Origin of the sequence: Brachybacterium saurashtrense (genome assembly GCF_003355475.1) — a bacterium.
GTDB classification, from domain to species: Bacteria; Actinomycetota; Actinomycetes; order Actinomycetales; family Dermabacteraceae; genus Brachybacterium; species Brachybacterium saurashtrense.
In genome coordinates this window covers 1,420,562-1,441,887 of sequence record NZ_CP031356.1, presented here as the reverse complement: position 1 = coordinate 1,441,887, position 21,326 = coordinate 1,420,562, and the positions used below count along the sequence as shown (strand labels likewise).

General features: G+C 65.1%; 17 protein-coding genes, 1 tRNA gene and 2 pseudogenes. 19 read left to right on the top strand and 1 reads right to left on the bottom strand.

The genetic code is table 11. The features are described from left to right. Window positions 1-21: 21 nt before the first annotated feature. From DWV08_RS06545 to DWV08_RS06510, 8 genes are all read left to right on the top strand, one after another. Window positions 22-1,302, top strand: a complete 1,281-nt coding sequence (locus tag DWV08_RS06545; RefSeq protein WP_115413061.1) for a glutamate-5-semialdehyde dehydrogenase — start codon at window positions 22-24, stop codon at window positions 1,300-1,302. A gap of 90 nt (window positions 1,303-1,392) precedes the next feature. Then, complete coding sequence (locus DWV08_RS06540; protein ID WP_115413060.1) at window positions 1,393-1,581, top strand: hypothetical protein; 189 nt, start codon at window positions 1,393-1,395, stop codon at window positions 1,579-1,581. A gap of 5 nt (window positions 1,582-1,586) precedes the next feature. Beyond that, window positions 1,587-2,192, top strand: coding sequence for a nicotinate-nucleotide adenylyltransferase (gene nadD, locus DWV08_RS06535; RefSeq protein ID WP_115413059.1), 606 nt, complete (start codon window positions 1,587-1,589; stop codon window positions 2,190-2,192). Then, window positions 2,189-2,773, top strand: coding sequence for a flagellar biosynthesis protein FlhF (locus tag DWV08_RS06530; RefSeq protein ID WP_115413058.1), 585 nt, complete (start codon window positions 2,189-2,191; stop codon window positions 2,771-2,773). The genes nadD and DWV08_RS06530 overlap by 4 nt, the downstream gene beginning before the upstream one ends. Then, window positions 2,770-3,147 carry a ribosome silencing factor gene (rsfS, locus tag DWV08_RS06525; protein ID WP_115413057.1) on the top strand — a complete coding sequence of 126 codons (378 nt, stop codon included), beginning with the start codon at window positions 2,770-2,772 and terminating at the stop codon, window positions 3,145-3,147. The genes DWV08_RS06530 and rsfS overlap by 4 nt, the downstream gene beginning before the upstream one ends. Then, window positions 3,144-3,776 (top strand): histidine phosphatase family protein, encoded by a 633-nt coding sequence (locus tag DWV08_RS06520; RefSeq protein WP_115413056.1) that lies wholly within the window; start codon window positions 3,144-3,146, stop codon window positions 3,774-3,776. Before rsfS ends, DWV08_RS06520 begins: the two co-directional genes overlap by 4 nt. Window positions 3,777-3,829: 53 nt before the next feature. Next, window positions 3,830-3,902, top strand: a tRNA-Ala gene (locus DWV08_RS06515). Between the two features lie 127 nt (window positions 3,903-4,029). Beyond that, a complete protein-coding gene (locus DWV08_RS06510) occupies window positions 4,030-4,311 on the top strand; it encodes a hypothetical protein (RefSeq protein ID WP_115413055.1) in 282 nt (93 codons plus the stop codon). Window positions 4,312-4,413: 102 nt separating this feature from the next. On the opposite strand, the pseudogene DWV08_RS17410 reads toward DWV08_RS06510, so the two are convergent. Continuing rightward, a pseudogene (locus DWV08_RS17410) lies at window positions 4,414-4,974 on the bottom strand (recombinase family protein); the annotation flags it as partial. A 130-nt stretch (window positions 4,975-5,104) separates the two neighbouring features. Here DWV08_RS17410 and DWV08_RS06495 point away from each other — a divergent pair. From DWV08_RS06495 to DWV08_RS06445, 11 genes and pseudogenes are all read left to right on the top strand, one after another. Further along, window positions 5,105-6,269: pseudogene (locus DWV08_RS06495) on the top strand (IS3 family transposase). Window positions 6,270-6,401: 132 nt separating this feature from the next. Continuing rightward, window positions 6,402-6,758: a hypothetical protein gene (locus tag DWV08_RS06490; protein ID WP_206516754.1), complete on the top strand. Its 357-nt coding sequence runs from the start codon at window positions 6,402-6,404 to the stop codon at window positions 6,756-6,758. 386 nt (window positions 6,759-7,144) lie between these two features. Further along, on the top strand, window positions 7,145-7,327 hold the full coding sequence (locus DWV08_RS06485; RefSeq protein ID WP_162801513.1) for a hypothetical protein: 183 nt from the start codon (window positions 7,145-7,147) through the stop codon (window positions 7,325-7,327). Beyond that, the gene (locus DWV08_RS06480) at window positions 7,327-8,100 is read left to right on the top strand and encodes a DUF6414 family protein (RefSeq protein ID WP_115413053.1); all 774 of its coding nucleotides are present in this window, start codon (window positions 7,327-7,329) and stop codon (window positions 8,098-8,100) included. The genes DWV08_RS06485 and DWV08_RS06480 overlap by 1 nt, the downstream gene beginning before the upstream one ends. Continuing rightward, window positions 8,090-9,262, top strand: a complete 1,173-nt coding sequence (locus tag DWV08_RS06475) for an AAA family ATPase (RefSeq protein WP_115413052.1) — start codon at window positions 8,090-8,092, stop codon at window positions 9,260-9,262. Before DWV08_RS06480 ends, DWV08_RS06475 begins: the two co-directional genes overlap by 11 nt. Then, window positions 9,259-11,112, top strand: coding sequence for an ATP-dependent nuclease (locus DWV08_RS06470; RefSeq protein WP_115413051.1), 1,854 nt, complete (start codon window positions 9,259-9,261; stop codon window positions 11,110-11,112). Before DWV08_RS06475 ends, DWV08_RS06470 begins: the two co-directional genes overlap by 4 nt. A 5-nt stretch (window positions 11,113-11,117) precedes the next feature. After that, window positions 11,118-12,845 (top strand): UvrD-helicase domain-containing protein, encoded by a 1,728-nt coding sequence (locus tag DWV08_RS06465; protein WP_115413050.1) that lies wholly within the window; start codon window positions 11,118-11,120, stop codon window positions 12,843-12,845. 878 nt (window positions 12,846-13,723) lie between these two features. Next, on the top strand, window positions 13,724-16,129 hold the full coding sequence (locus tag DWV08_RS06460) for a type I restriction-modification system subunit M (protein ID WP_115413049.1): 2,406 nt from the start codon (window positions 13,724-13,726) through the stop codon (window positions 16,127-16,129). After that, window positions 16,122-17,282, top strand: a complete 1,161-nt coding sequence (locus DWV08_RS06455) for a restriction endonuclease subunit S (protein ID WP_115413048.1) — start codon at window positions 16,122-16,124, stop codon at window positions 17,280-17,282. The genes DWV08_RS06460 and DWV08_RS06455 overlap by 8 nt, the downstream gene beginning before the upstream one ends. Beyond that, window positions 17,279-20,578, top strand: coding sequence for a type I restriction endonuclease subunit R (locus tag DWV08_RS06450; RefSeq protein ID WP_115413047.1), 3,300 nt, complete (start codon window positions 17,279-17,281; stop codon window positions 20,576-20,578). Before DWV08_RS06455 ends, DWV08_RS06450 begins: the two co-directional genes overlap by 4 nt. Continuing rightward, the gene (locus DWV08_RS06445) at window positions 20,575-21,279 is read left to right on the top strand and encodes a YgjP family zinc-dependent metalloprotease (protein ID WP_115413046.1); all 705 of its coding nucleotides are present in this window, start codon (window positions 20,575-20,577) and stop codon (window positions 21,277-21,279) included. The genes DWV08_RS06450 and DWV08_RS06445 overlap by 4 nt, the downstream gene beginning before the upstream one ends. Window positions 21,280-21,326 lie beyond the last annotated feature (47 nt).

Below are 21,326 nucleotides of genomic sequence, written 5' to 3'. Positions count from 1 at the left end.
CCCGGCTCGTAGACTCCCGCCATGGAGACTCCCGTGACCGCCGCCGTGCTCGACGCCGCCCGCGCCGCGAAGGAGGCGCAGCCGGCGCTCGCGCGACTCCACCGCGCCGAGAAGGACCGCGTGCTGCGCGCCATGGCGGACGCCCTCGTGGACCGGGCCGGAGAGGTGGTCGCCGCCAACGCGCGCGATCTCGCCGCGGCCGACGCCGCCGGCATCGCCCCCGGCCTGCGCGACCGTCTCGCGCTGGACGAGGAGCGCGTGGCCGCGATCGCCGAGCAGCTGCGTGACGCGGCCGCGCTGCCGGACCCGATCGGCGAGGTGATCCGCGGCTCCATGCTCGACAACGGGCTCGAGCTGCGTGAGGTGCGGGTGCCGATGGGCGTGATCGGCATGGTGTACGAGGCGCGGCCGAACGTGACGGTCGATGCGGCCGGTCTGGCGCTCAAGGCCGGCAGCGCCGTGGTGCTGCGCGGCGGCTCCGCCGCCCTGCACTCCAACACCGCGCTGATCGGCGTGCTGCGCTCGGTGCTCGCCGCCCACGACCTCCCCGAGGACCTGATCGTCGGCATCGACGCCCACGGCCGCGAGGGCGTGGACGTGCTGATGCGGGCCCGCGGCCTGGTGGACGTGCTGATCCCCCGCGGCGGGGCCGGCCTGATCCGCCGTGTGGTGGAGAACTCCCTGGTGCCGGTCATCGAGACCGGGACGGGGAAGACCCACATCCTGGTGGACGCCTCCGCCGATCCGGCACAGGCCGTGCCGATCGTCGTCAACGCCAAGACCCAGCGGATCGGCGTGTGCAATGCGCTGGAGACCCTGCTGGTGCATCGCGAGATCGCCGAGGAGGCGCTGCCGCTGCTCGCCGCCCCGCTCGCCGAGGCCGGCGTGCGCCTGCACGCGGACGACGCCGCCCGGGAGATCCTCGCCGCCGCGGGCACCGCGGCGGAGGTGGTGCCCGCCACCGCCGAGGACTGGGACACCGAGTACCTGGCCCGCGAGCTCGCGGTCGCGGTGGTGGAGGATCTCGACGCCGCGCTCGCGCACATCCGCACCCACTCCACCGGGCACACCGAGTCGATCCTCACCCGGGATCTGCGCAGCCAGCAGCGCTTCCTCGCCGAGGTGGACTCCGCCGTGGTGATGGCCAACGCCTCCACCCGCTTCTCCGACGGCGGCGAGTTCGGGTTCGGCGCCGAGATCGGCATCTCCACCCAGAAGCTGCACGCCCGCGGGCCCATGGGCCTGCGGGAGATCACCGCGAGCAAGTGGCTGGTGGTGGGGCAGGGACACGTGCGGCCGTGACCGAGCGGACACCGCGCGCGCGTCCGGCGCCGACCTCCGCCGGCCCTGTGGGATGATGGGCCGGTCACCCGTGGAAAGGCCTGCACAACCATGATCGATCAGCTCATGATCCTCGCCGAGTCCGGCGCCGAAGCGAGCGAGGGTCTCAGCGCCCCCGCCGTCGGCATCGGGATCTTCGCCATCCTGATGGTGCTGCTGGGGATCACCTGGCTCACCGGCGGTGCCCACCACCGCAGCCTCGACGCGAAGCGCGACGCCTCCGGCGACACCGACCACTGACCTCCGTGGAGCTGCAGCGACGGCGGATCGGCGTGATGGGCGGGACGTTCGATCCCATCCATCACGGCCACCTCGTCGCCGCCAGCGAGGTGCAGAGCGTCTTCGGCCTCGACGAGGTGGTCTTCGTGCCCACCGGCCGGCCCTGGCAGAAGGCGGATTCGGAGATCTCCGATCCCGAGCACCGCTACCTGATGACGGTGGTCGCCACCGCCGCGAACCCGGTGTTCACCGTGTCGCGGGTGGACGTGGACCGGCCGGGGGCGACGTACACGATCGACACCCTGCGCGATCTGCACCACGAGCACCCCGAGGCGGATCTGTTCTTCATCACCGGCGCGGATGCGCTGCAGAACATCCTCACCTGGAAGGACACGGAGGAGATCTTCGAGCTCGCGCACTTCGTGGGCGTCACCCGCCCCGGCCACGAGCTGGACACCTCCGGCCTGCCCGAGGACGGCGTCACCCTGATCGAGGTGCCGGCGATGGCGATCAGCTCCACCGACTGCCGCATCCGCGTCGCCGCGGGGGAGCCGGTGTGGTACCTCGTCCCCGACGGGGTCGTCCAATACATCAACAAGTACGCCCTCTACACAGGAGGTGACGGCCGATGACCGAGCCCGAGACCACCCCGCGGCGCGGCCGCCGCGCCCGGGCCCTGAGCGCCGAGGAGAGCGCCGCCCTCGAGGCGCGCGCCTCCGTGGAGGCCTCCGGCGAACAGCCCGCGGTGCCCGGGGTGCGCGGCGCCGTCGCCCCGCCCACCGCCGAGGCCCCGGTCCCCACCCTGCGCAAGTTCGGGCGCCGCGCGCGCATCATCGAGCTCAGCGAGGAGCCGGCCCCCGAGGTCGCCCGCACCGCGGAGCCCGCGCCGGAGGCCCCCGTGGCCGAGGACGGCGCCGCCACCGCGACCCACGATCATGACGGGGTGGAGCTCGGCGAGCTCCCCGTCACCGAAGCCCCGGAGCCGCGCCCCGCCCCGCGCTTCGAGGGCCAGGTGCTGCACCGGCCCGAGAACACCGGCGGTCGCGCGCTGGTGTGGGTGGTGTGGGTGCTCATCGCGCTCGCGCTGGTGGCGCTGATCGCCCTGCTGCTCACCGGGGTCCTCGGCCCCGGCGTGGCGTCCTCCGCGGACGCCCTCTCCCCGCTCCCGGGGATCGCCCTCGACCATCCGCTCCTGGAGGACGCTGCCGCGTGACCGCTCCCGACGAATCCCTCGACCTCGCCCGCGTCGCCGCGCAGGCCGCCGCCGACAAGCTCGCCGAGGAGGTGATCGGCCTCGACGTCTCCGAGCTGGTGGTGATCACGGACGTGTTCCTGGTGTGCAGCGGGGAGTCCGAGCGCCAGGTCTCCGCCATCGTGGGCGGCGTCGAGGAGGCGCTGCTCACCGAGCGTCGGCGCAAGCCGCTGCGCCGCGAGGGCGAGCGCGACGCCCGCTGGGTGCTGCTCGACTACGGCGACATCGTGGTGCACGTGCAGCACGCCGAGGACCGCGCCTTCTACGCCCTCGAGCGGCTGTGGCGGGACGCCCCCGTGATCGACCTGCAGATCGACGCGGACCGCTCCGCGTGAGGGGCCCCCGCACCCGGCTGGTGCTGGTGCGCCACGGGCAGACGGACTACAACCGCGAGGGCCGCCTGCAGGGTCAGGTGGACATCCCCCTCAACGAGGCGGGGCTGCGCCAGGCCGCCTCGCTCGCGCCCGTGGTCGCCGCGGATCCGCCCGACGTGCTGATCGCCTCCCCGCTTCTGCGCGCCCGCGAGACCGCGCGCGTGATCAGCCGGGACACCGATCTCGAGGTGCGCACCGACGAGGCCTTCCTCGAGCGCGGCTTCGGGCAGTGGGAGGGGCTGCGCGGCGAGGAGATCCGCCGGCGCTGGCCGGACGAGCACGCCGACTGGCGCGCCCACCGGCCCGTGCTCGGCCTCGGGGTGGAGGACCGCCCGGAGGTGGCCGCACGGGTCGCCTCCGCCTGCCGCACCCTGATGGAGAACCATCCCGGCGGGACCGTGATGGTGGTGGCGCACGGCGCCGCGATCACGCTGGGCATCACCGCCCTGCTGGGCCTGGACACGCACGACTTCCGGGGCATCGCCGGGCTCGAGAACTGCCACCGCTCCGTGCTCGAGCCGCTGCACGGCGAGCCGGCGAACGGCCTGATGAGGTTGGTGTCACACAACCTCCCTCCCGATTTCCCCTGATCATCGGAGCGTTGTATTCTCTACGAGTCGCCCGATGAGGCGGCACCCGATACGGGGCTATGGCGCAGTTGGTAGCGCGCTTCCATGGCATGGAAGAGGTCAGGGGTTCGAATCCCCTTAGCTCCACAATTGAAGACGTACTAGAACTCCTGACATCTGCCGATGTGGGTGCGGGTGTCAGGGCGGCGAACGGCTCAGCGAGTCGGATCGTCGCCCTTTCGTCTTCGCTGATCTCGATGCCGCTGGTGAGTGCTTGGTTCGCCAGCCGCTTGCCCTGCTCGTCGGTGCGGGCGTAGAGGCTGGCGCAGTCGACGAGCAGGCTCAGGGCAGTGGCGAGCTGCTTACGCGCTCCCGCGTGGTGGTCGTGTTCGGTGGCGAGGCGACGGTCGATGTCCGCGAGCCCGGCGCGGATGCGGTCTTGGTGGCGCTTCAACGTCTCCAGATCGATGGCGTCGGCGAAGTGTGCGGCCAGCAGCTTGTCGCTCTCGTTCTGGAGTCGCTGACGGTTCTCGGTCAGGTCGGCCAGTTCCTGTGAGCGTGAAGCGAGGCGCTCATCGGACGCCGCCTCGACCTTCGCGGCGAGAGCGGCGTACTCGGCCTCGGTGATCGAGATTTCCTGGTAGCAGTCCGCGACCAGTTGCTCGGCGATGCCGACGGGCACGGCGCGGCGAGTGCAGGACTTCCGTTTCGATGCGCGCCCGGAGCAGACGTAGTAGGCGTAGCGGATGCCTTGCTTGTTCGCCGGGTAGTCCAGCTGCATCCGGGACCCGCACGAACCGCAGAACAGGGTGCCTTTGAGGTAGTGGTCGTGGGAGCGGCGCCGTTCGGCAGCGATCCGGTTGGCGTTGAGAAGCGTCTGAACCTGCTGCCAGGTGTCGACGTCGATCAGCGGCTCGTGGACTCCGGGGTGCTCGGCGCCTTTGTAGCGGACGATGCCGACGTAGTACGGGTTGCGCAGCAGCTTGAAGAATCCGGACCGTGCGACCGGACCGGATGGACGCTTCGGTGTCGGGACGGTGGTCAGGCCGCGCGCGGTGACCTCGGCGAGGAGGTCCACGACGGTGCGTTCCCCGGTGGCGTACTGCTCGAACACCCACCGCACCAGGGGTGCACGATCGGGGTCGATCTCGACGGTGCGGTACTCCCGTCCCTGCTCGTCGCGCTTGCGGACGTTGAGGTAGCCGATCGGTGCACGCATGGGGGTGCCGCCGGTCTCGAACTTCTGCGTGAGTGGGACTGCCGCACGGATAGGTGACATCTTGACCTGACCTATGGCTCGGTTTCCAGTTGACGTCGCTAGTCGATGGTCTTCATGGAAGGCTCTTCGCATGCCCCGCCCGTACCCTCCCGAGTTCCGTGCCCGTGCCATCGCTCTGGTCCGCGAGGGCCGCCAGGTCAAGCAGACCGCACTGGACCTCGGCATCCACGAGGTCACCCTCCACAACTGGCTGCGACAGGACGATATCGACCACGGCCGTCGGCCGGGACGAAGCAGTCAGGAATCTGCCGAGCTCCGCGCGGCGCGCGGCCGTGTCCGGCAGCTCGAGCAGGAGATCGCGATCCTCCGCCGGGCTGCGACGTGGCTCGACGAGGAGGGAGGAGTCGCCCCAAAAGGGCGCACCCGGTGATCGACCGACTCGTCGACGCCGGGGCACCCACAAGCACCTGCTGCCGCCTGCTGGGCGTCTCCCGTCAGGGCTACTACCGGTACCGAAAGCGCCCGACCAGTGCCACTGAGCTGCGCCGCCGCTGGCTGACCGGCCTGATCCGGGAGATCCACGTCGCCTCCCGCGGCACCTACGGCTACCGCCGCATCCACGCCGAGCTCACCATCGGAATGAACATTTCGTGCTCCAGCCGGCTCATCTCCGTCCTCATGACTCGCGCCGGAATCGGTGGCCTTCCAGGCCCAGCCAGAATCAAGCGACTCAAGGGGTCGCCACAGCGGACGACCTGGTCAACCGCAAGTTCCACCGTCTCGCGCTGAACGAGCTGTGGGTCACGGACATCACAGAGCATCCCACCCGGGAGGGCAAGATCTACTGCGCCGCCGTGCTGGATGCTTGCAGCCGCAAGATCATCGGCTGGGCTATCGACTCCACACAGGACTCCGCCCTGGTCGTGAACGCTCTGGACATGGCAATCCGTGCACGTCAGCCGAGTCCTGGAGGGATCGTTCATGCGGATCATGGAGTCCAGTTCACCTCCTGGGTCTTCACTCAGAAGATCCGTTCAGCGGGCCTGCTGCCGTCGTTCGGGACCGTTGGCGATGGCCTCGACAATGCGATGATGGAGTCGTTCTGGTCGACGATGCAGATCGAGCTGCTGAACCGGAAGACGTGGAAGACGCGCATCGAGCTCGCGAACGCGATCTTCGAGTACATCGAGGTGTTCTACAACCGTCGTCGACGGCACTCCTCCCTCGAGTACGCGACACCCCACGACTACGACCTCGCCCGCACCCCACGGGCACTCACCACCACCGGAAGCTAGCGACCAAGAGTGGAAACCAAACCGTCGGGCAGGTCAAACTGTCACCTGATCGTGCGGCAGTCCCCAGGTAGACGAGGCAGGGCACGAGTCGCCGGACTCATCTCGACGCTTGCCGAGCCAATCGCAGACGGCATGCGGCCCGCGCTCACAGAGCGGCAGACGCTCATCGAGACCGCCGCGCGCCGACTCCTGCACGATGCCCAGGAAGCCAGAGCCGCTTGGGTGGCGCGGCTCGGGCAGCCGAGTCCACGACCCGAGGCGCGAGAGCGGTGGGAAGCGCACGCGGCCACCGTCGCGCTGTACCGCTACCGCTACGACATCATCGGCACTTCGCCGCTGGGCGACAAGAAGACAAGCGTCACCGCTGAACAAGGCGCCGAACACCGTGCCGCCACGGCCGCTCTGCGCCGCGCCCAAGCAATCGGCCAGCGCATAGATGCTGGGCCGTACAGGCGCGCGCCGCGAATCGATCACGGGCACCGTCTGTGAACGACTCAGGCGGGCGGGCGTGAAGAAGCATGACGGAGCGCGTCCGCGTCACCGCCGACGAAATGGTCGTCTACGCGGATCAGCGCAGCATCCTGTGCGGGAGCGGCGCTACTCGGCTGCTCGCCGTAGCTCGCGGCGGCGTCCACATCCTGCTCGGTGGGACGCTGACAGTCGCGGATGTCATCCGCCATGTAGCCGTGAGGGCCGACTCGTGCGCAGCGCGCGGTCGTGTCGTCGCCCGTTCGCGGCGACCTTTTCGAGATACTGGTAGATGACATGAATCTCTGACACCAGGCGAGTTCGCGCAGCCGAGCCATCGCCAGAGAGCGAGGCAGACGATGGCGGCGGTATCTCCGCAGATCTGGCCCTGGGGTTACCCAAGCACGTTGAGCCTCGTCGGGTTCGATGCCCTGGGGGAAATGATCCTCGACGACCTGGACTGGGGCCGGGCGACGCGTACCCGCTTTGTCGACCACCACTTCGACGCCGCACCGATCGGGGCGGTCAGCTACAACTACACGGCCGACAAGCCCAGGCTGCTGAGCGGCGGAGCCGGAGGTGAAGACTGATGGTTGGTGCAAGCAAAGACCAGGCGAATCCGCCTCTGATCAAGATTGTCTACTTCGATGAGGAGTCGGCCTCGGACTTGCTGGATATCGTGGCGGGGGGCAAAGAGACTTCTTCGAAGGACTTGACCAAGGAACGGACAGCTGAGGTGGAGGCTGAGGCGCGTGCGAAGGCCGCCGCAAAGTTCAACTGGCTGCCCTTCTTCGGGGGATCTGTCGAGGCTGGCGCTGCTGCGAGTGCGTCGGCGGTTGGACGCAGCATCCTCAACAAGACGCTCTCGAATACCATCCTGACCGACTACCTCAGCAAGCTTGGTGAGCTGAAGGGTATCGAGCGGCTTGAAGGCCTGACGGTTACTGCTCGTAGCGAATCCGCGGCGTATATGAAGATGTACACGCCGTACTTGGCGATGCTTAAGATAGATGAGCTACCCGTCAATCTTGCCGAATTGGATAGCGCACTGACGTCGGCGAAGGGGTATTACGAGCTACTCGGACAGAGTGCGGACGGCACGAAGCGCATCCTGCGCTTCAACATTCAGGCGTTCCGAAACAACTATGGACTGGTTGATCTTGGTCGGATGCGTCTTGTGTTTCACGGCATCCGTGTCGGCAAGGCCTCGGAATCCAGCCTGACTATGCAGGCCGAGATGGCTCCCGGTGCCGAGCCCGCACCTGTGACGGGCCTGGACGTGGTCGACGGCGTCTCAACGGAGTCAAACACGCTTCTGGACGTGTACGACGTCATCCTTGCGGGAGTCGAGTATGGGGAGTGACACGAAGGTCAAGGTCTATTACGGCCCCCTTTCATGGTTCGAGAAGCAACTCGGCAAGAGATCTCGACGGTACCTGCTCGACGCCGTCAACGAACGCGACGAAGCCAGACGCCGCATCCGGCACACTGTCGATGGGCAAGAGAGCGCCGAGGAGGAGGCGCCAGCGCCGCGACCAGATCGCCTGATCGCGATGTCCAGTGACTACGCGAGTGTCCATGAGCACGCCATCACGAACTTCGTTGGTCTCGTGCGAGAGATCAACCCAAAGCACTTGCTCCTACACAACCCGCCAGAACACATCCATACGCAGCTGGACCGAGTGTTCAAGACGAAGGTTGAGTCCTTTGCCTACCCGGTCGTCACGCGCGACACCTTGGTTAAGTTCCGCGACGGCTTCGCGGAGCATCTCGTTGGACAGCGGGCAGTCCGAGAACGGATGCTGGCTGCCCTCTACCCCCTGACTACGGATCGGCGCCCCAAGCCAGTCGTCCTGATGTTCTACGGTCCGTCCGGCGTGGGCAAGACCGAGACTGCCCAGTTCATCAACGGACTTCTTGGTGGCAAGCTGCTTCGTAAGCAGTTCTCGATGTTCCATAGTGACAAGTTCGCCTCCTATGTTTTTGGCGGCACACACTCCGAGAGCTCGTTCGCGCGGGATCTTCTCGACCGGTCCTCGGGTGTGATTCTGATCGACGAATTCGACAAGGCTAACTCCGTCTTCCATAGCGCCTTCTACGAAGTCTTTGACCAAGGCGTCTTCGAAGATAAGAACTATCGGGTGCAGCTTGGTCCGGCACTGATCATCTGTACATCGAACTACGGCTCAGAAGACGAGGTCCGCCAAGCGCTTGGGGACGCTCTGTACTCGCGCTTCGATGCGTTGATCCCGTTCGAGCCGCTGTCTCCCGACGAGATTAGGCAGGTTATCGATCGGCTGGTAGATGGTCGCTTTGAAGTTCTCTCGACCGATGAGCAGGCGGCACTCGACAGCGACAAGATCAAGTCTTTGCTCTACGCTCATGCGAGCGGCACCGGCAACGTCCGCAAGCTCGGAAAGCTGGTCGACGAGGTGATCTCGCTGCTTCTGGTCCGAGCGGCTCTGGACGAAGCGACTGATACCAACGTGCCGACGTCCCCCGATGACGAGGAGACTGCGGTATGAGGGTCAGACAGCTCGAGATCGAGAGCTTCCGCGGCATCACAGAGGGACGCATCGTCTTCCAGCAGCACACCCTGCTGGTCGGCGGAAACAACATCGGGAAGTCCACGGTGTGCGAGGCGCTCGAGCTGGTCTTGGGTCCGGAGCGCCTCTACCGTCGTCCGGTCATCGACGAGCATGACTTCTCCCACGGAACATATCTTGGCGACGAGGGCGACCCACGCGAGATTCGCGTTCGCGCCGTGCTGACCGACCTTTCGGACGAGCAGCTGCGCCGGTTCTTCCAACACCTCCGGCGCTGGGACGACGAGGAACTCTCGTTCATCGATGAGGAACCGGACAGCGTCCAATCCGCTGACGACGATGGAACTGTCTGGGCGCTCCCTATCATCTTTGTAGGACGCTATGACCGCGAAGAAGACGACTTCATCGGAGAGACGTTCTTCGACCACCCGCTACCCGAGCTTGACGAGCTCGACGAAGACCAGCGCGCATCACTCGGATCGGGCCGCGCGCAGTTCAGCCGTGCGCACAAGCGGCTCTGCGGCTTCATCTTCCTGCGAGCACTGCGCACCGGATCTCGCGCGCTTAGCCTGCAACGCGGTTCGCTGCTCGACACGATACTTCGGCTGGGCGGCGAGGGCGCAGCAGAGATGTGGCAGGACGCACTTGGAGCGCTGCAAGATCTTGATCCGGCAATCGGAGAGATCGAACAGCTCAAGGTGATCCGAGAAGATATCCGCACGCGCCTCGGCAAGTTCGTCAACCTGGCCCCAGGTGAGGACTCCGCGGCGTTCTTCGCCTCAGACCTGACGCGCGAGCACCTCCGCGAGGTCGTCCGCCTTTTCGTTGCGACGCAACCGAGCAACCATTCGGTGCCGTTCGCCAAGCAGGGCACCGGCTCGATCAATCTGCTGGTGTTCGCGTTGCTGACGATCATCGCGGATCTGAAGCAAGACCAATCCGTCATCTTCGTGATGGAGGAGCCGGAGATCGCGCTTCCTCCCCACACCCAGCGGCGCGTGACGAAGTACGTAGTGCAACAGATGGGACAGTCGATCGTCACCTCCCATTCGCCCTATATCATCGAGCAGTTCGACCCAGAGAACGTGGTGATCCTCTCTCGTGACGGGGATACCTTCTCCGGCGCACCGATCGACACTACAAGCGTGAAGCCGAAGACGTACCGCACGCAGCGCCGCCAGTTTGCTGAGGCGATCCTGAGCCGCGCCGTCCTCGTCCTTGAGGGGCAGACGGAGATGGTTGCCGTGCACGCCGTCTCATCGGCGCTCGAGCAGTTCCGGGGCGACTACTCGCACGTTGATCTCACTGGCGTCACTCTCTTCAACGCGGGTAACGACCGCGAGGTGCCGCGGTATGCTCCGATCTTCAAGTCTCTCGGCAAGCGGGTCTATGGCATACGTGACAAGCTGAAGGCCCCTGATGCAGCGGACGCGACGGAGAACATCAAGTCGTTCGACGAGTTCTGGGAGTCGCCGGAGACGGGCATTGAGCAGATCCTCGTGAAGCAGGTTCCGACGCGTGTGATGCGGAGCTTCCTCGACGAAGTCGTGCAGCGTGACGACTATCCGACGAGCTATCCGTACGTGGCCGAGCAGGTTGCTGAAGATGACCTGGCCGCGCTGGCGGTGAAGGTATTGAAGGCCCGCAAGGGTGATGCGTTCGGCTTCGGGTACACCGGCACGCTCATCGAGCAGTGTCAGACCGAGGACGAGCTGCCCGCCTTCATCCGCGACGCGCTTCTCACTATCAACGAACAGCTCCAGGACGAGCCTGAACTAATACTGGACGACGCTCAATCAGCGACCGGCTCCGCAGAGCCCGAAGAGTAGGCGCCGTGGAGGTGCAGCTATCCGAGACCGCCCAGGGAGCCCTGGATCGCGACTGCCCCGTGTTGGTGCTCGGTGGCCCCGGCTCCGGCAAGACCACGTTGTCGCTCCTGAAAGCGCAAGCGATGCTCCACGTCCTGCAGCCCGGCCAGGAGATCCTCTTCCTCAGCTTCTCCCGAGCAGCCGTCCGGCAGGTCGAGATCCGCTGCCGCGACATCTTGCGCTCGAACGAGCGTCGGCAGATCGTCGTGCGCACCTACCACGCGTTCGCGATGGACATCCTACGTGCGCATGGTCGCCTGCTCACCGGACGCGTTCCGCGCATTGTCTATCCCGGCGATGAGAACCTCGCCAAGGCCGCCTTCGACGGTGACTGGGGCGCTGAAGTCGAACGTCTCGCACGCGATGAAGGCCGTTACGTGTTCGGGCAGTTCGCCGCAGCCGCTGCCCAACTCGTCGCTGGCAGCTCATCGATTGCGGCCCTACTCGCTAACAAGTACCCCGTGATCATCCTGGACGAGTTCCAAGACACCGACGACGCACAATGGGCGCTGGTCAAGGCGCTGTCCGCACGCTCGAAGACCGTGTTCATGGCCGACCCGGATCAGCGGATCTTCGACTATGACGCGCGTGTGGACCCGGAGCGCATCAACCATCTGCGTGATCACCTCGGACCCGCGGAGTTCGACCTCAGTGGCGAGAACCACCGAAGCCCTGACGCCGGTATCCTGCAGTACGCCAACGCAGTGCTGATGAACCGGCCTCTCCCGGACACCAAGGACGTGATCACGCGCGCCTACTGGGCCAACGCATTCGACAGCACCGTCCACGCCGGCGTCATCTGGATGCTCAGTTCGCTCCGCAAGGCGGGCATCGCCCATCCGTCCGTCGTCGTACTCGCAAGAACGAACGCGCTCATTGGGAAGCTATCGACAATCCTGGGGCAAGAACACAGCTTCAACGGCCAGACGATCAGACCCGTTGAGCACGACGTGCTGTGGGACGCAGACCTCACCGCAGCGGCCGCCCTGGTAGTGGCCTCGATTCTGGAATGGCAGAGCTACCCCAAGGAGGCTGCACTTGGCCAGACCTTCGATCGCATCGCCGACTATTTTGATGCGAAGAATGCTGCCAACGCGAGCAACACCGCCCGGCAGACCAGCGAGCGGTATCGGACCGCCGCTGACCGAGCGCGTAAAGGTGAGATGCAGCGGTTGAAGAGCGCCAAGGCCCTCACCGCCTCGTACGACAGCGGTCTAGTGCTTCAGGGCGATCCGGCACAGGACTGGCTACACGCGCGTGATCTGCTCGGCGCCGGGAATGACTTGTCTGATCTCTTGGCGAACGCCAAGTTCGTCCGACTCTTCCGCGCAACCGATGAGATCGGAAGCCGACTTGCCTCGGCGTGGGATCTCCACGGTAGCTACGGCCGCGCCGTCGGCCTCGTACGTCGCGCGCTCGAGGTAGGCAGACTCCAGGCCGACCAGCGCGACCCACGCGGCTGCGTGCTCATGACCATCCACAAGGCCAAGGGCAAGGAGTTCGATGGCGTCCTGCTCGTCGAGGGGCAGTACCAGGGCAACTTCTTTCGCGACACGGACACCGAGGTGCAGCGAGCCGCAGCGCGACGTCTGCTGCGCGTCGGCATCACCCGCGCGCGACACCAGGTGGCGATCATTCGGCCGCAAGGCGCTCCGGCACTTGTGACCCCAGCGGGTGCGCCGGTGTTGGCATGACTTGCGGGATGACGAGACACCCCGACCCAGAATCGACATCGACGCGACCGCGAAGATCGAGGCCGCGTTCGGAGGGTCACACCCTGATGGCACTCCGACTAGCCGAGACGAGGTCCAAGGTGGATAGACCGGTCCCATAGGCCGGAGTTGTCAACGTCTTTGAGTACCTGAGGCAGTGTCAATCGGAAGGACGCTTAGCGCCGAGGACTACCTCCTGGGTTGAACTCGAGAGGTCTACGCGATCAGATCCTTCGTATGCGTCCAGACGGTCATCCGATGCACCTCGAATCGTCGGCAGATGGAGATCACGCTCTCACCGTTCTTGCGGGCAGTTCGGATAGCGTCCACTTGGCTCTCCGTCAGAGGTGTTCTAGCTCGTCTCCTAGGGTTCGCGACGACCCCCGGCTCGTCGTCAATGGCACTGTCTGGCGCATCATCGATGCCGAGTCTCGCCTGATTCCACGCGGAACTCAGCCGCTCGAATCGCTGCCAGGTGTTCGGTTTGAGTCCGCCCGCGTCCACAGAGTTCTAGTTGAGACTCCTTGCCTCGGCTGGTGTCGCATCCCGAATGAATGGCATTGCGAGCGGGTTCAGCCAGGTGCTCCGACCTCGATGACCGATACAGCGGCGCCAGGAGCACTGCATGGAGACCCGCTCGTGGCCGCAGCCACATGGCTGATCCGACTTGCCTCGTTTACGAGCGGTGCTCGCCGTCGGACTCGCGGGAACGATCTTGCGCCGACACCGCCCTGGCGCCTTGCCTGGAGTTGGGCCGTTCTGTCGGCCTCCACTGCTAAAATTGCCGTATGTAGCTCCGCCTGTACCGCTGCCAGGCCCTGGGATGGGGCTGACGCGCGCCAGAAAGGACGAGCTGCCGGATGCCTCGCTTGACGTTGCCGCAACTAGAGCGGCACCTGTTCGCCGCCGCCGACGTGCTCCGCGGCTCCATGGAGGCCTCCGCCTACAAGGAGTACATCTTCGGGATGCTATTCCTGAAGTACGCCTCGGACCAGTTCGAGGCGGAGCAGCAGCAGGTCATTGCCGAGCAGCGCTCCCGTGGACGTTCCCAGGCCGAGGCCGAGCAGCGCGCCGAGTCACCGTCGTTCTACAAGACCTTCTACGTGCCCCAGCGGGCGCGCTGGGAGCAGATCCGTGATCATCTCCACAAGGCGGTGGGCAGCGGTTTGAACAAGGCCCTGGAGGAGCTGGAGCACAGCAACCGGTCGCTCGACGGGGTGCTGCAGCACATCGATTTCAACCGCAAGATCGGACAATCGTCGATGTCTGACAAGAAGTTGCGTGAGTTGATCATGCACTTCAACAAGGTGCCCCTCCAGCAGCAGGACTTTGAGTTCCCAGACCTCCTCGGCGCTGCGTACGAGTACCTGATCCGTGACTTCGCTGATTCGGCTGGCAAGAAGGGCGGGGAGTTCTACACGCCCCGCGATGTCGTCCGTCTCATGGTGCAGATCGCCGACCCGCGTCCCGGCATGAGCGTCTACGACCCGTGTACGGGCTCTGGCGGCATGCTGATCCTCTCGAAGGAGTATGTGGAGGAGTCGGGCGGCGACGGCCGCAACCTGGCGCTCGCGGGACAGGAGAAGGACGGCAGCGTCTGGGCCATCTCCAAGATGAACATGCTCCTGCACGGCATCCCCGACGCTGACTTGCGGAACAACGACGACGGCACGCTCGAGGACCCGGCCCATATCACGGGCGGGGAGCTGCAGCGCTTCGACCGCGTGATCACCAATCCGCCGTTCTCGATGAACTACTCAGCCCATGCCATGCCCTTCCCTGAGCGGTTTCGCTATGGCTACACGCCCGAGAAGGGCAAGAAGGCCGATTTGATGTTCGTCCAGCACATGCTGGCCGTCACCCGGCCTGGTGGCCTCGTAACCACGGTCATGCCGCACGGCGTGCTCTTTCGCGGTGGTGACGAGGGGAGGATCCGCACTGGCTTCCTGGACGACGACCTCATCGAGGCTGTCATCGGCCTCGGCCCGCAGCTCTTCTACGGCACGGGCATCCCAGCCTGCATCCTCGTGTTGCGGCCGCTCGGCTCGAAGCCGAGAGACCGCGCAGGCAAGGTGCTGTTCATCAACGCGGACCGGGACTACCGAGAGGGCAGGGCACAGAACTACCTGGAGCCCGAGCACCTCGAGAAGATCGTTTCGGCATACCGCACGTTCGAGGAAGTCCCCGGTTTCGCGCGCCGAGTCAGTCGCAGCGAGCTGGCCGAGAACGACGACAACCTCAACATCCGACGCTACGTCGACACCACGCCGCCTCCCGAACCGCAGGACGTTCGGGCACACCTGCACGGCGGCATCCCAAAGAGCGAGGTGAGCGCAAAGGCGAATCTCTTCGCAGCGCACGGCCTCATGTCCGAGCACCTGCTGGCGCCAAGGAGTGACGACTACCTACAGTTTGCGGACGTCGTGACCGAGCGGCGCGACCTCCGTCGCCTGATCGAAGCCGACGCTGGAGTGCTCGCGGCGGAGAGCGCTGTACTCGATGTGATTGGCGTCTGGTGGGAGGAGCAGGAAGCCCGCGTCGACAAGCTGGAGGAGCCGGGTGACCTCGTCGACCTCCGCAAGGACCTGATCGAGACGTTCCGGGAGGCCCTCGCTTCGACGCCACTGCTCGATCCGTTCGCGATCCGCGGCATCGTGGCGTCCTGGTGGGGCGAGAGCCTGCCGGACCTGAAAACGCTCGCGACGCACGGCTACCGCGGTCTTATTGAGGCCTGGGTCGCCACGGTGCTCGACGCCCTGGCCGAAGAGAAGGCCAAGGTCAACCCGCTCGACCACAAGGTGGCCCGTGCATTGCTGCCGGAGTACCTCTACCGGCTGGCCACGCTCGAAGCCGAGGTCGCTGAGCTGGATAGGACGATCAAGGCGGACACTGTCTCCGATGATGAGGAGGAGAGCGACGAACCCGCCGAAGAGGCCCTGTCGCCGGCCGAACTCAAGAAGCTGAAGAGCAAGTTGACGGCCACCAAGAAGCAGCGCAAGGTCGAGAAGGCGTCCTTCGCCGATCATCTAGCGGCAGCGAGCACAGCCCTCGACGACACGTCGGCCCGCCTGATCGTGCTCGATGCCTTACAACACGATTTGCTGGCCGAGGCCACCGACCGAATCACCAGGCACCGACGAGCCGCGATCGCGGCCTTCGAGGCATGGTGGGACAAGTACCGGACGCCGCTCTCGACGCTCGAGGCCGAACGTGACGCCGTCACAACAACCCTTGCCGGGATGCTGAAGGAGCTCGGCTATGAATAGACGAGCGTACTCGGAGTGGGAACCTCGCTCCCTAGCCTCCCTCGGCACGTATCTCAACGGGTTTGCCTTCAAGCCCCAGCATTGGGGCGAGAACGGCCTGCCGATCGTTAGGATTCGAGAACTCCTCGATCCTACCGTTGAACCGGATCGTTACGAGGGGCCGACGGCAGAGCCCTACCTCATTGAGGACGGAGATCTAATTTTCTCCTGGAGCGCAACACTCGCAGTTGTGTTCTGGAATCGCGGGCCCGCGTACCTCAATCAGCACTTGTTCAAGGTGACCCCGGCTCCCGATGTGAACGTGCGATTCCTTCACCATCTCATCAATTATCACCTCGACCGCCTTGCGGCGAAGTCGCATGGGACGACAATGAAGCACGTAACTCGTGGTGACCTGGATCGCTATTTGATTCGACTGCCAGGCCTCGACGAGCAGGGGGCGATCGCGGAACTGCTCGACACACTGGATTGCCAGATTCGGATCTCAAACGAGTTGGTGAACAAGCTTCGGCTTCAGGCTAATGGTCTCGTCGATGACCTCGTCGCGGCGATCCCAGCAGAACAACGAGAGCCTCTAGCCCATCTCTGTGTGGCGGACATTTGCTACGGCATCGTTCAGTCCGGTGAGTTCGTGGCCGGTGGTGTCCCCGTCCTCTCGATCCGAGACCTCAGCGGCGACTTCGAGACTGACCTGCATCGTACGAAGCCGGCAATCGACGCACAGTATCGGCGAAGCCGGGTTGCTCCGGGAGATGTCCTACTCTCGATCAAGGGGACTATCGGGCGTGCCGGAGTTGCCCCGGAACACTACACGGGAAACATCAGCCGAGAGCTGGCACGCCTCCGGTTTGGGAAGAATATATTGCCAGAGTTTGCGCGCCTCTATCTTCTGAGTCGCGAAGCTCAGCGACGCCTCGACCTGGCTGTTGTCGGCACGACGCGAGCTGAGGTCTCGATCCACGTGTTGAAGAAATTCGGGTTTCCGGCACCGAGTCCTGAGTGCCAGCAACGAATGGTTGCTGTCTATCGTTCTATCGAGAGGCGCATTGTCGCTGAAGAGAAAGAGCGCGAGAAACTCCGAACTTTGAAACTCGGGCTTGCGAGCGATCTCCTTACTGGCCGTGTCCGCGTTCCAGCCGTGGTCTCCTCATGAGCCAGAGCCCCGAGTACACCGAGGTCGAGAAGCCGCTGCTTGATCAGTTGTCTGGCCTCGATTGGAAGGTGATCGAGGGCTCGAAGTCGGACCCGGCGGTGACGGAACGCGACTCGTTCCGTGGCTCGATCCTCGAGGACCGGCTCCGCGCTGCGCTGCTCAAGATCAACCCTGGCCCGGATGGCAACGCGTGGTTGGACGACAGCCGCCTGGCCGAGGTCGTCTCGTCCCTGACACGCGCTGAAGTGGGCAAGCTCGTCGAGCTCAACGAGCGGATGACTGAGCGCCTTCTTGAGGGCGTGTCGGTAGCCGGCCTGCCGGACTGGGATCAGGGGCGCTCACAGCGTGTCCAGTTCATCGACTTCGAGAATCCAGCCAACAACGACTTCCTAGCGATCAGCCAGTTCCGGGTGGATGAGCCCGGCGGCCAGGCCAAGAAGTTCGTGGCCCCGGATGTCGTGCTGTTTGTTAATGGCATCCCACTTGTAGTCATCGAGTGCAAGAGCCCGTACGTCACCGACCCTATGGCTGAGAGCATCAACCAGCTGCGGCGCTATGCCAACCAGCGTCACCTCGGGCTTCCCGAGGGCAACGAGCAGCTGTTCTGGACGAACCAGTTCGTGGTCTCCACCTACGGCGACAAAGCTCGCGTCGCCACCTTCACCGCTGGACCGGAGCACTTCATCGAGTGGAAGGACCCCTTCCCGCTCATCCGTGACGAGCTGGCATCACAATTCGGCAAGCCCGCGGCGGACCTCACCGGCCAGGAGCTGCTCACTGCCGGGATGCTGACACCATCTAACCTGCTCGATATCGTCCGCCACTTCACGCTGTTCACCGAAGTAAATGGCCGGCGGATCAAGATCGTCACTCGCTACCAGCAGTACCGCGCAGTTGGCCGAGCGCTCACGCGGCTCAAGACCGGCAAGACCCGTGGTCAGGATAGCGAGAGCGATCGACGCGGTGGCCTCATCTGGCACACGCAGGGCTCGGGCAAATCACTCACCATGGTCTTCTTGGTGCGCGCGATGCGCTCGGACCCTGTGCTCCGGGCCTTCAAAGTCGTGGTCGTCACCGACCGGACCGACCTTGAAAAGCAGCTGTCCGAGACCGCCAAGCTCTCCGGCGAAGGAGTCGTGCGCGCTCGCCGTACCAGCAAGCTCAAGACGATCCTCGCTGAGAAGGGTCCAGCGCTGGCCTTCGCCATGATCCAGAAGTACCGAGACACCGACTATGCCGATGCGACTGTGGCCCATATAGCGGGGGACGACGCCAATGAGGCGCTTGGTGTGCTCAACACTGACGAGACGATCGTGATCCTCGTCGACGAGGCGCACCGCTCCCAGACCTCAACACTGCACGCCAACCTCATGGCGGCGCTGCCTAACGCGGCCAAGATCGGCTTCACCGGCACACCGATCATGCGGGAAGGGAAGAAGCGCACCGACGCCATCTTCGGACCGTTCATCGACAAGTACACGATCCGACAGGCCGAGCACGATGGTGCCGTCGTCCCGATCTTCTACGAGGGGCGCACGGCCAAGGGTGCAGTGGCTGGCGGCAGCGACCTGGATGAGCTGTTCGAGGACATGTTCGCCGAGCACACGACCGAGGAGGTCGAGAAGCTCAAGGCGCGCTACGCCACGACCGGCGCGGTGTTGGAGGCGCCGAAGCTCATTGCAGCCAAGGCGAAATCGATTCTGTGGCACTACGTGTCGACGGTGCTCCCTGGCGGCTTCAAGGCGCAGCTGTCGGCAACCAGCAGGCTTGCCACCGTCCGCTACCGGGAGGCGCTGCTCACGGCCCGTGATGAACTCGTCGCGCAGATCGAGAGGCTCCCGGAGTACCTGGTGCGCGGGGCTGAGGACGGCAGCCTCGATATCGACGGGCTGGACCGACGGCGGCAGGTGCTCGTGCGCGCCTTGCCCCACCTCGAGCTCATTCGCATCCTCGACTTCGTGCCGGTGATCTCCGGCGACCACAACGACGATCCGGCCTGGGCGCAGTGGACAGATAAGGGCCGTCAGGACAAGGTCATTGCGGAGTTCAAGCAGCCGCTCGGCTTGCCCGGAGAGCACACCAGCCCGGTCGCCTTCCTCTTGGTACGCACCATGTTGCTGACCGGCTTTGATGCCCCCGTTGAGCAGGCGCTCTACCTTGACCGCTTCATCCAGGACGCCGAGCTGCTCCAGGCCATCGCTCGCGTGAACCGGACGGCACCGGGCAAGGCGGCTGGCCTCCTGGTCGACTACTTCGGCGTCGGCGCCCACCTGCAGAAGGCGCTGCAGGCCTACGCCCCCGAGGACGCCGAGGATGCGGTTGGCGCGCTCGCCTCGATCACCGACGAGGTGCCGAACTTGCGTGATCGGCACGCACGCGTGGTGGCGCTCTTTGCTCAGGCTGGTATCGAGAGCTTCGACTTCGATGAGGACATTGAAGCCTGTGTCGATCTGCTCTCAGACGACGCTCTTAGGGCTCGCTTCGGCGTGCTGCTCAAGCAGTTTCTCACCACGCTCAACACCATCCTGCCTCGTCCGGAGGCGCTGCCGTTTGTGGCCGACGCCAAGCGCTTCGGTCTCATTCAGAAGGTCGCCAGGCGCCGCTACCGCGACGATGGACTCGGTGACTTCGATGCCTCGCTCTACGGCGAGAAGGTCCGGACACTCATCGACGAGCACGTGACGGCGCTCGACATCGCCACCAAGATCCCGCCCGTCTCGGTGACCGACCCGGAGTTCCTGGCCAAGGTCAAGGGCCTCACCTCGGACAAGGCCAAGGCCTCCGAGATGGAGCACGCTCTGCGATTCCACATCCGGAAGAACTTCGACGAGGACCCGGCCCGCTACACCAAGCTCTCCGAGCGGCTCGACGAGATCCTAAGGACCCTCACCGGCAAGTGGGATCAGCTCAGCCTGGCGCTTGAGGTGTTGCTTCGCGATGTCGTCGACGAGCCGGCCGCGACGCGCGTGCATGAGGACCCGCTGGTCGCCCGGTTCTACGGTCTGCTGGAGAGTGAGTTCGCCACCAGCGCCACCCTGCCCGACGAGGTGCGGGCGGACATCATGCATCTGGCCGCAAAGCTCGTCGTTGAGGTCACTCAGCACGCGGGCATCGTCCGGTTCTGGCATAACTCACATGCACAGGATGAGCTGCATAAAGACATCATCCGCCGCTTGGACGACCGGGATCTGTTCCCATTCTCCGAGCAGGCTGCCATTGCCGATCGGCTCATGGAACTGGCGCGGGCGAACCAGTCGCTGATCGCTGAGCACGTCAAGGGCCGAGGGCGCTCATGACGGCCCTCCTTCAGCTCGACGATCTCCAGGTGCCTGTTGAGATTGGCGGCACCAGCCGCCGGGCAAAGCTCACCATCGAGGCTGACGGCTCCTTGCGTTTGCGTGCCGCCAAAGACGTGGCAACCGAGGAGCTGCAGCAGTTCCTTGCCTCGAAGCGCGAGTGGGTCTACCGCAAGCTCGCGGAGAAGGAGGTTCTGCAGCACGAGCCGGTCACCAAGGAGCTGGTTGACGGCGAGGGCTTCTCGTACCTCGGCCGCAGCTACCGGCTCAAGCTTGTGGACTCAGATGGCGACGTCCGCCTCGAACGCGGACGGCTGGTCCTGCCTCAACGTCTTGCTCCGGCGGGCGACGCGGCTCTGATCGCGTGGTACCGCCGCTGCGGCGAGATTTGGCTCGGGCCACGTGCTGGGGCGTGGGCGGAGCGGCTGCGCGTTGACGATGTCCCGATCGAAGTGCGGGACCTCGCGCACAAGTGGGGGACCGCGACCGCGGGCCGCAAGGTGCGTATCCACTGGGCAACGTTGCAGCTGCCACCGGCACTCGTTGAGTACGTTTTGGTGCACGAGCTAGCACACCTCCGTGAGGCACACCACGGCCCGACATTCTGGGAACTGCTCGCCCGCGCTATGCCGGATTACGAGGAGCGCAAGCGCGACCTTGCAAGGCGTGGTGCCGCGTTATGGTTCGGAGGGGTGTCGTGACTGCCCCCGCGCTCACACTCTGGTCGAACGATCCCGCCGGAGTCGAC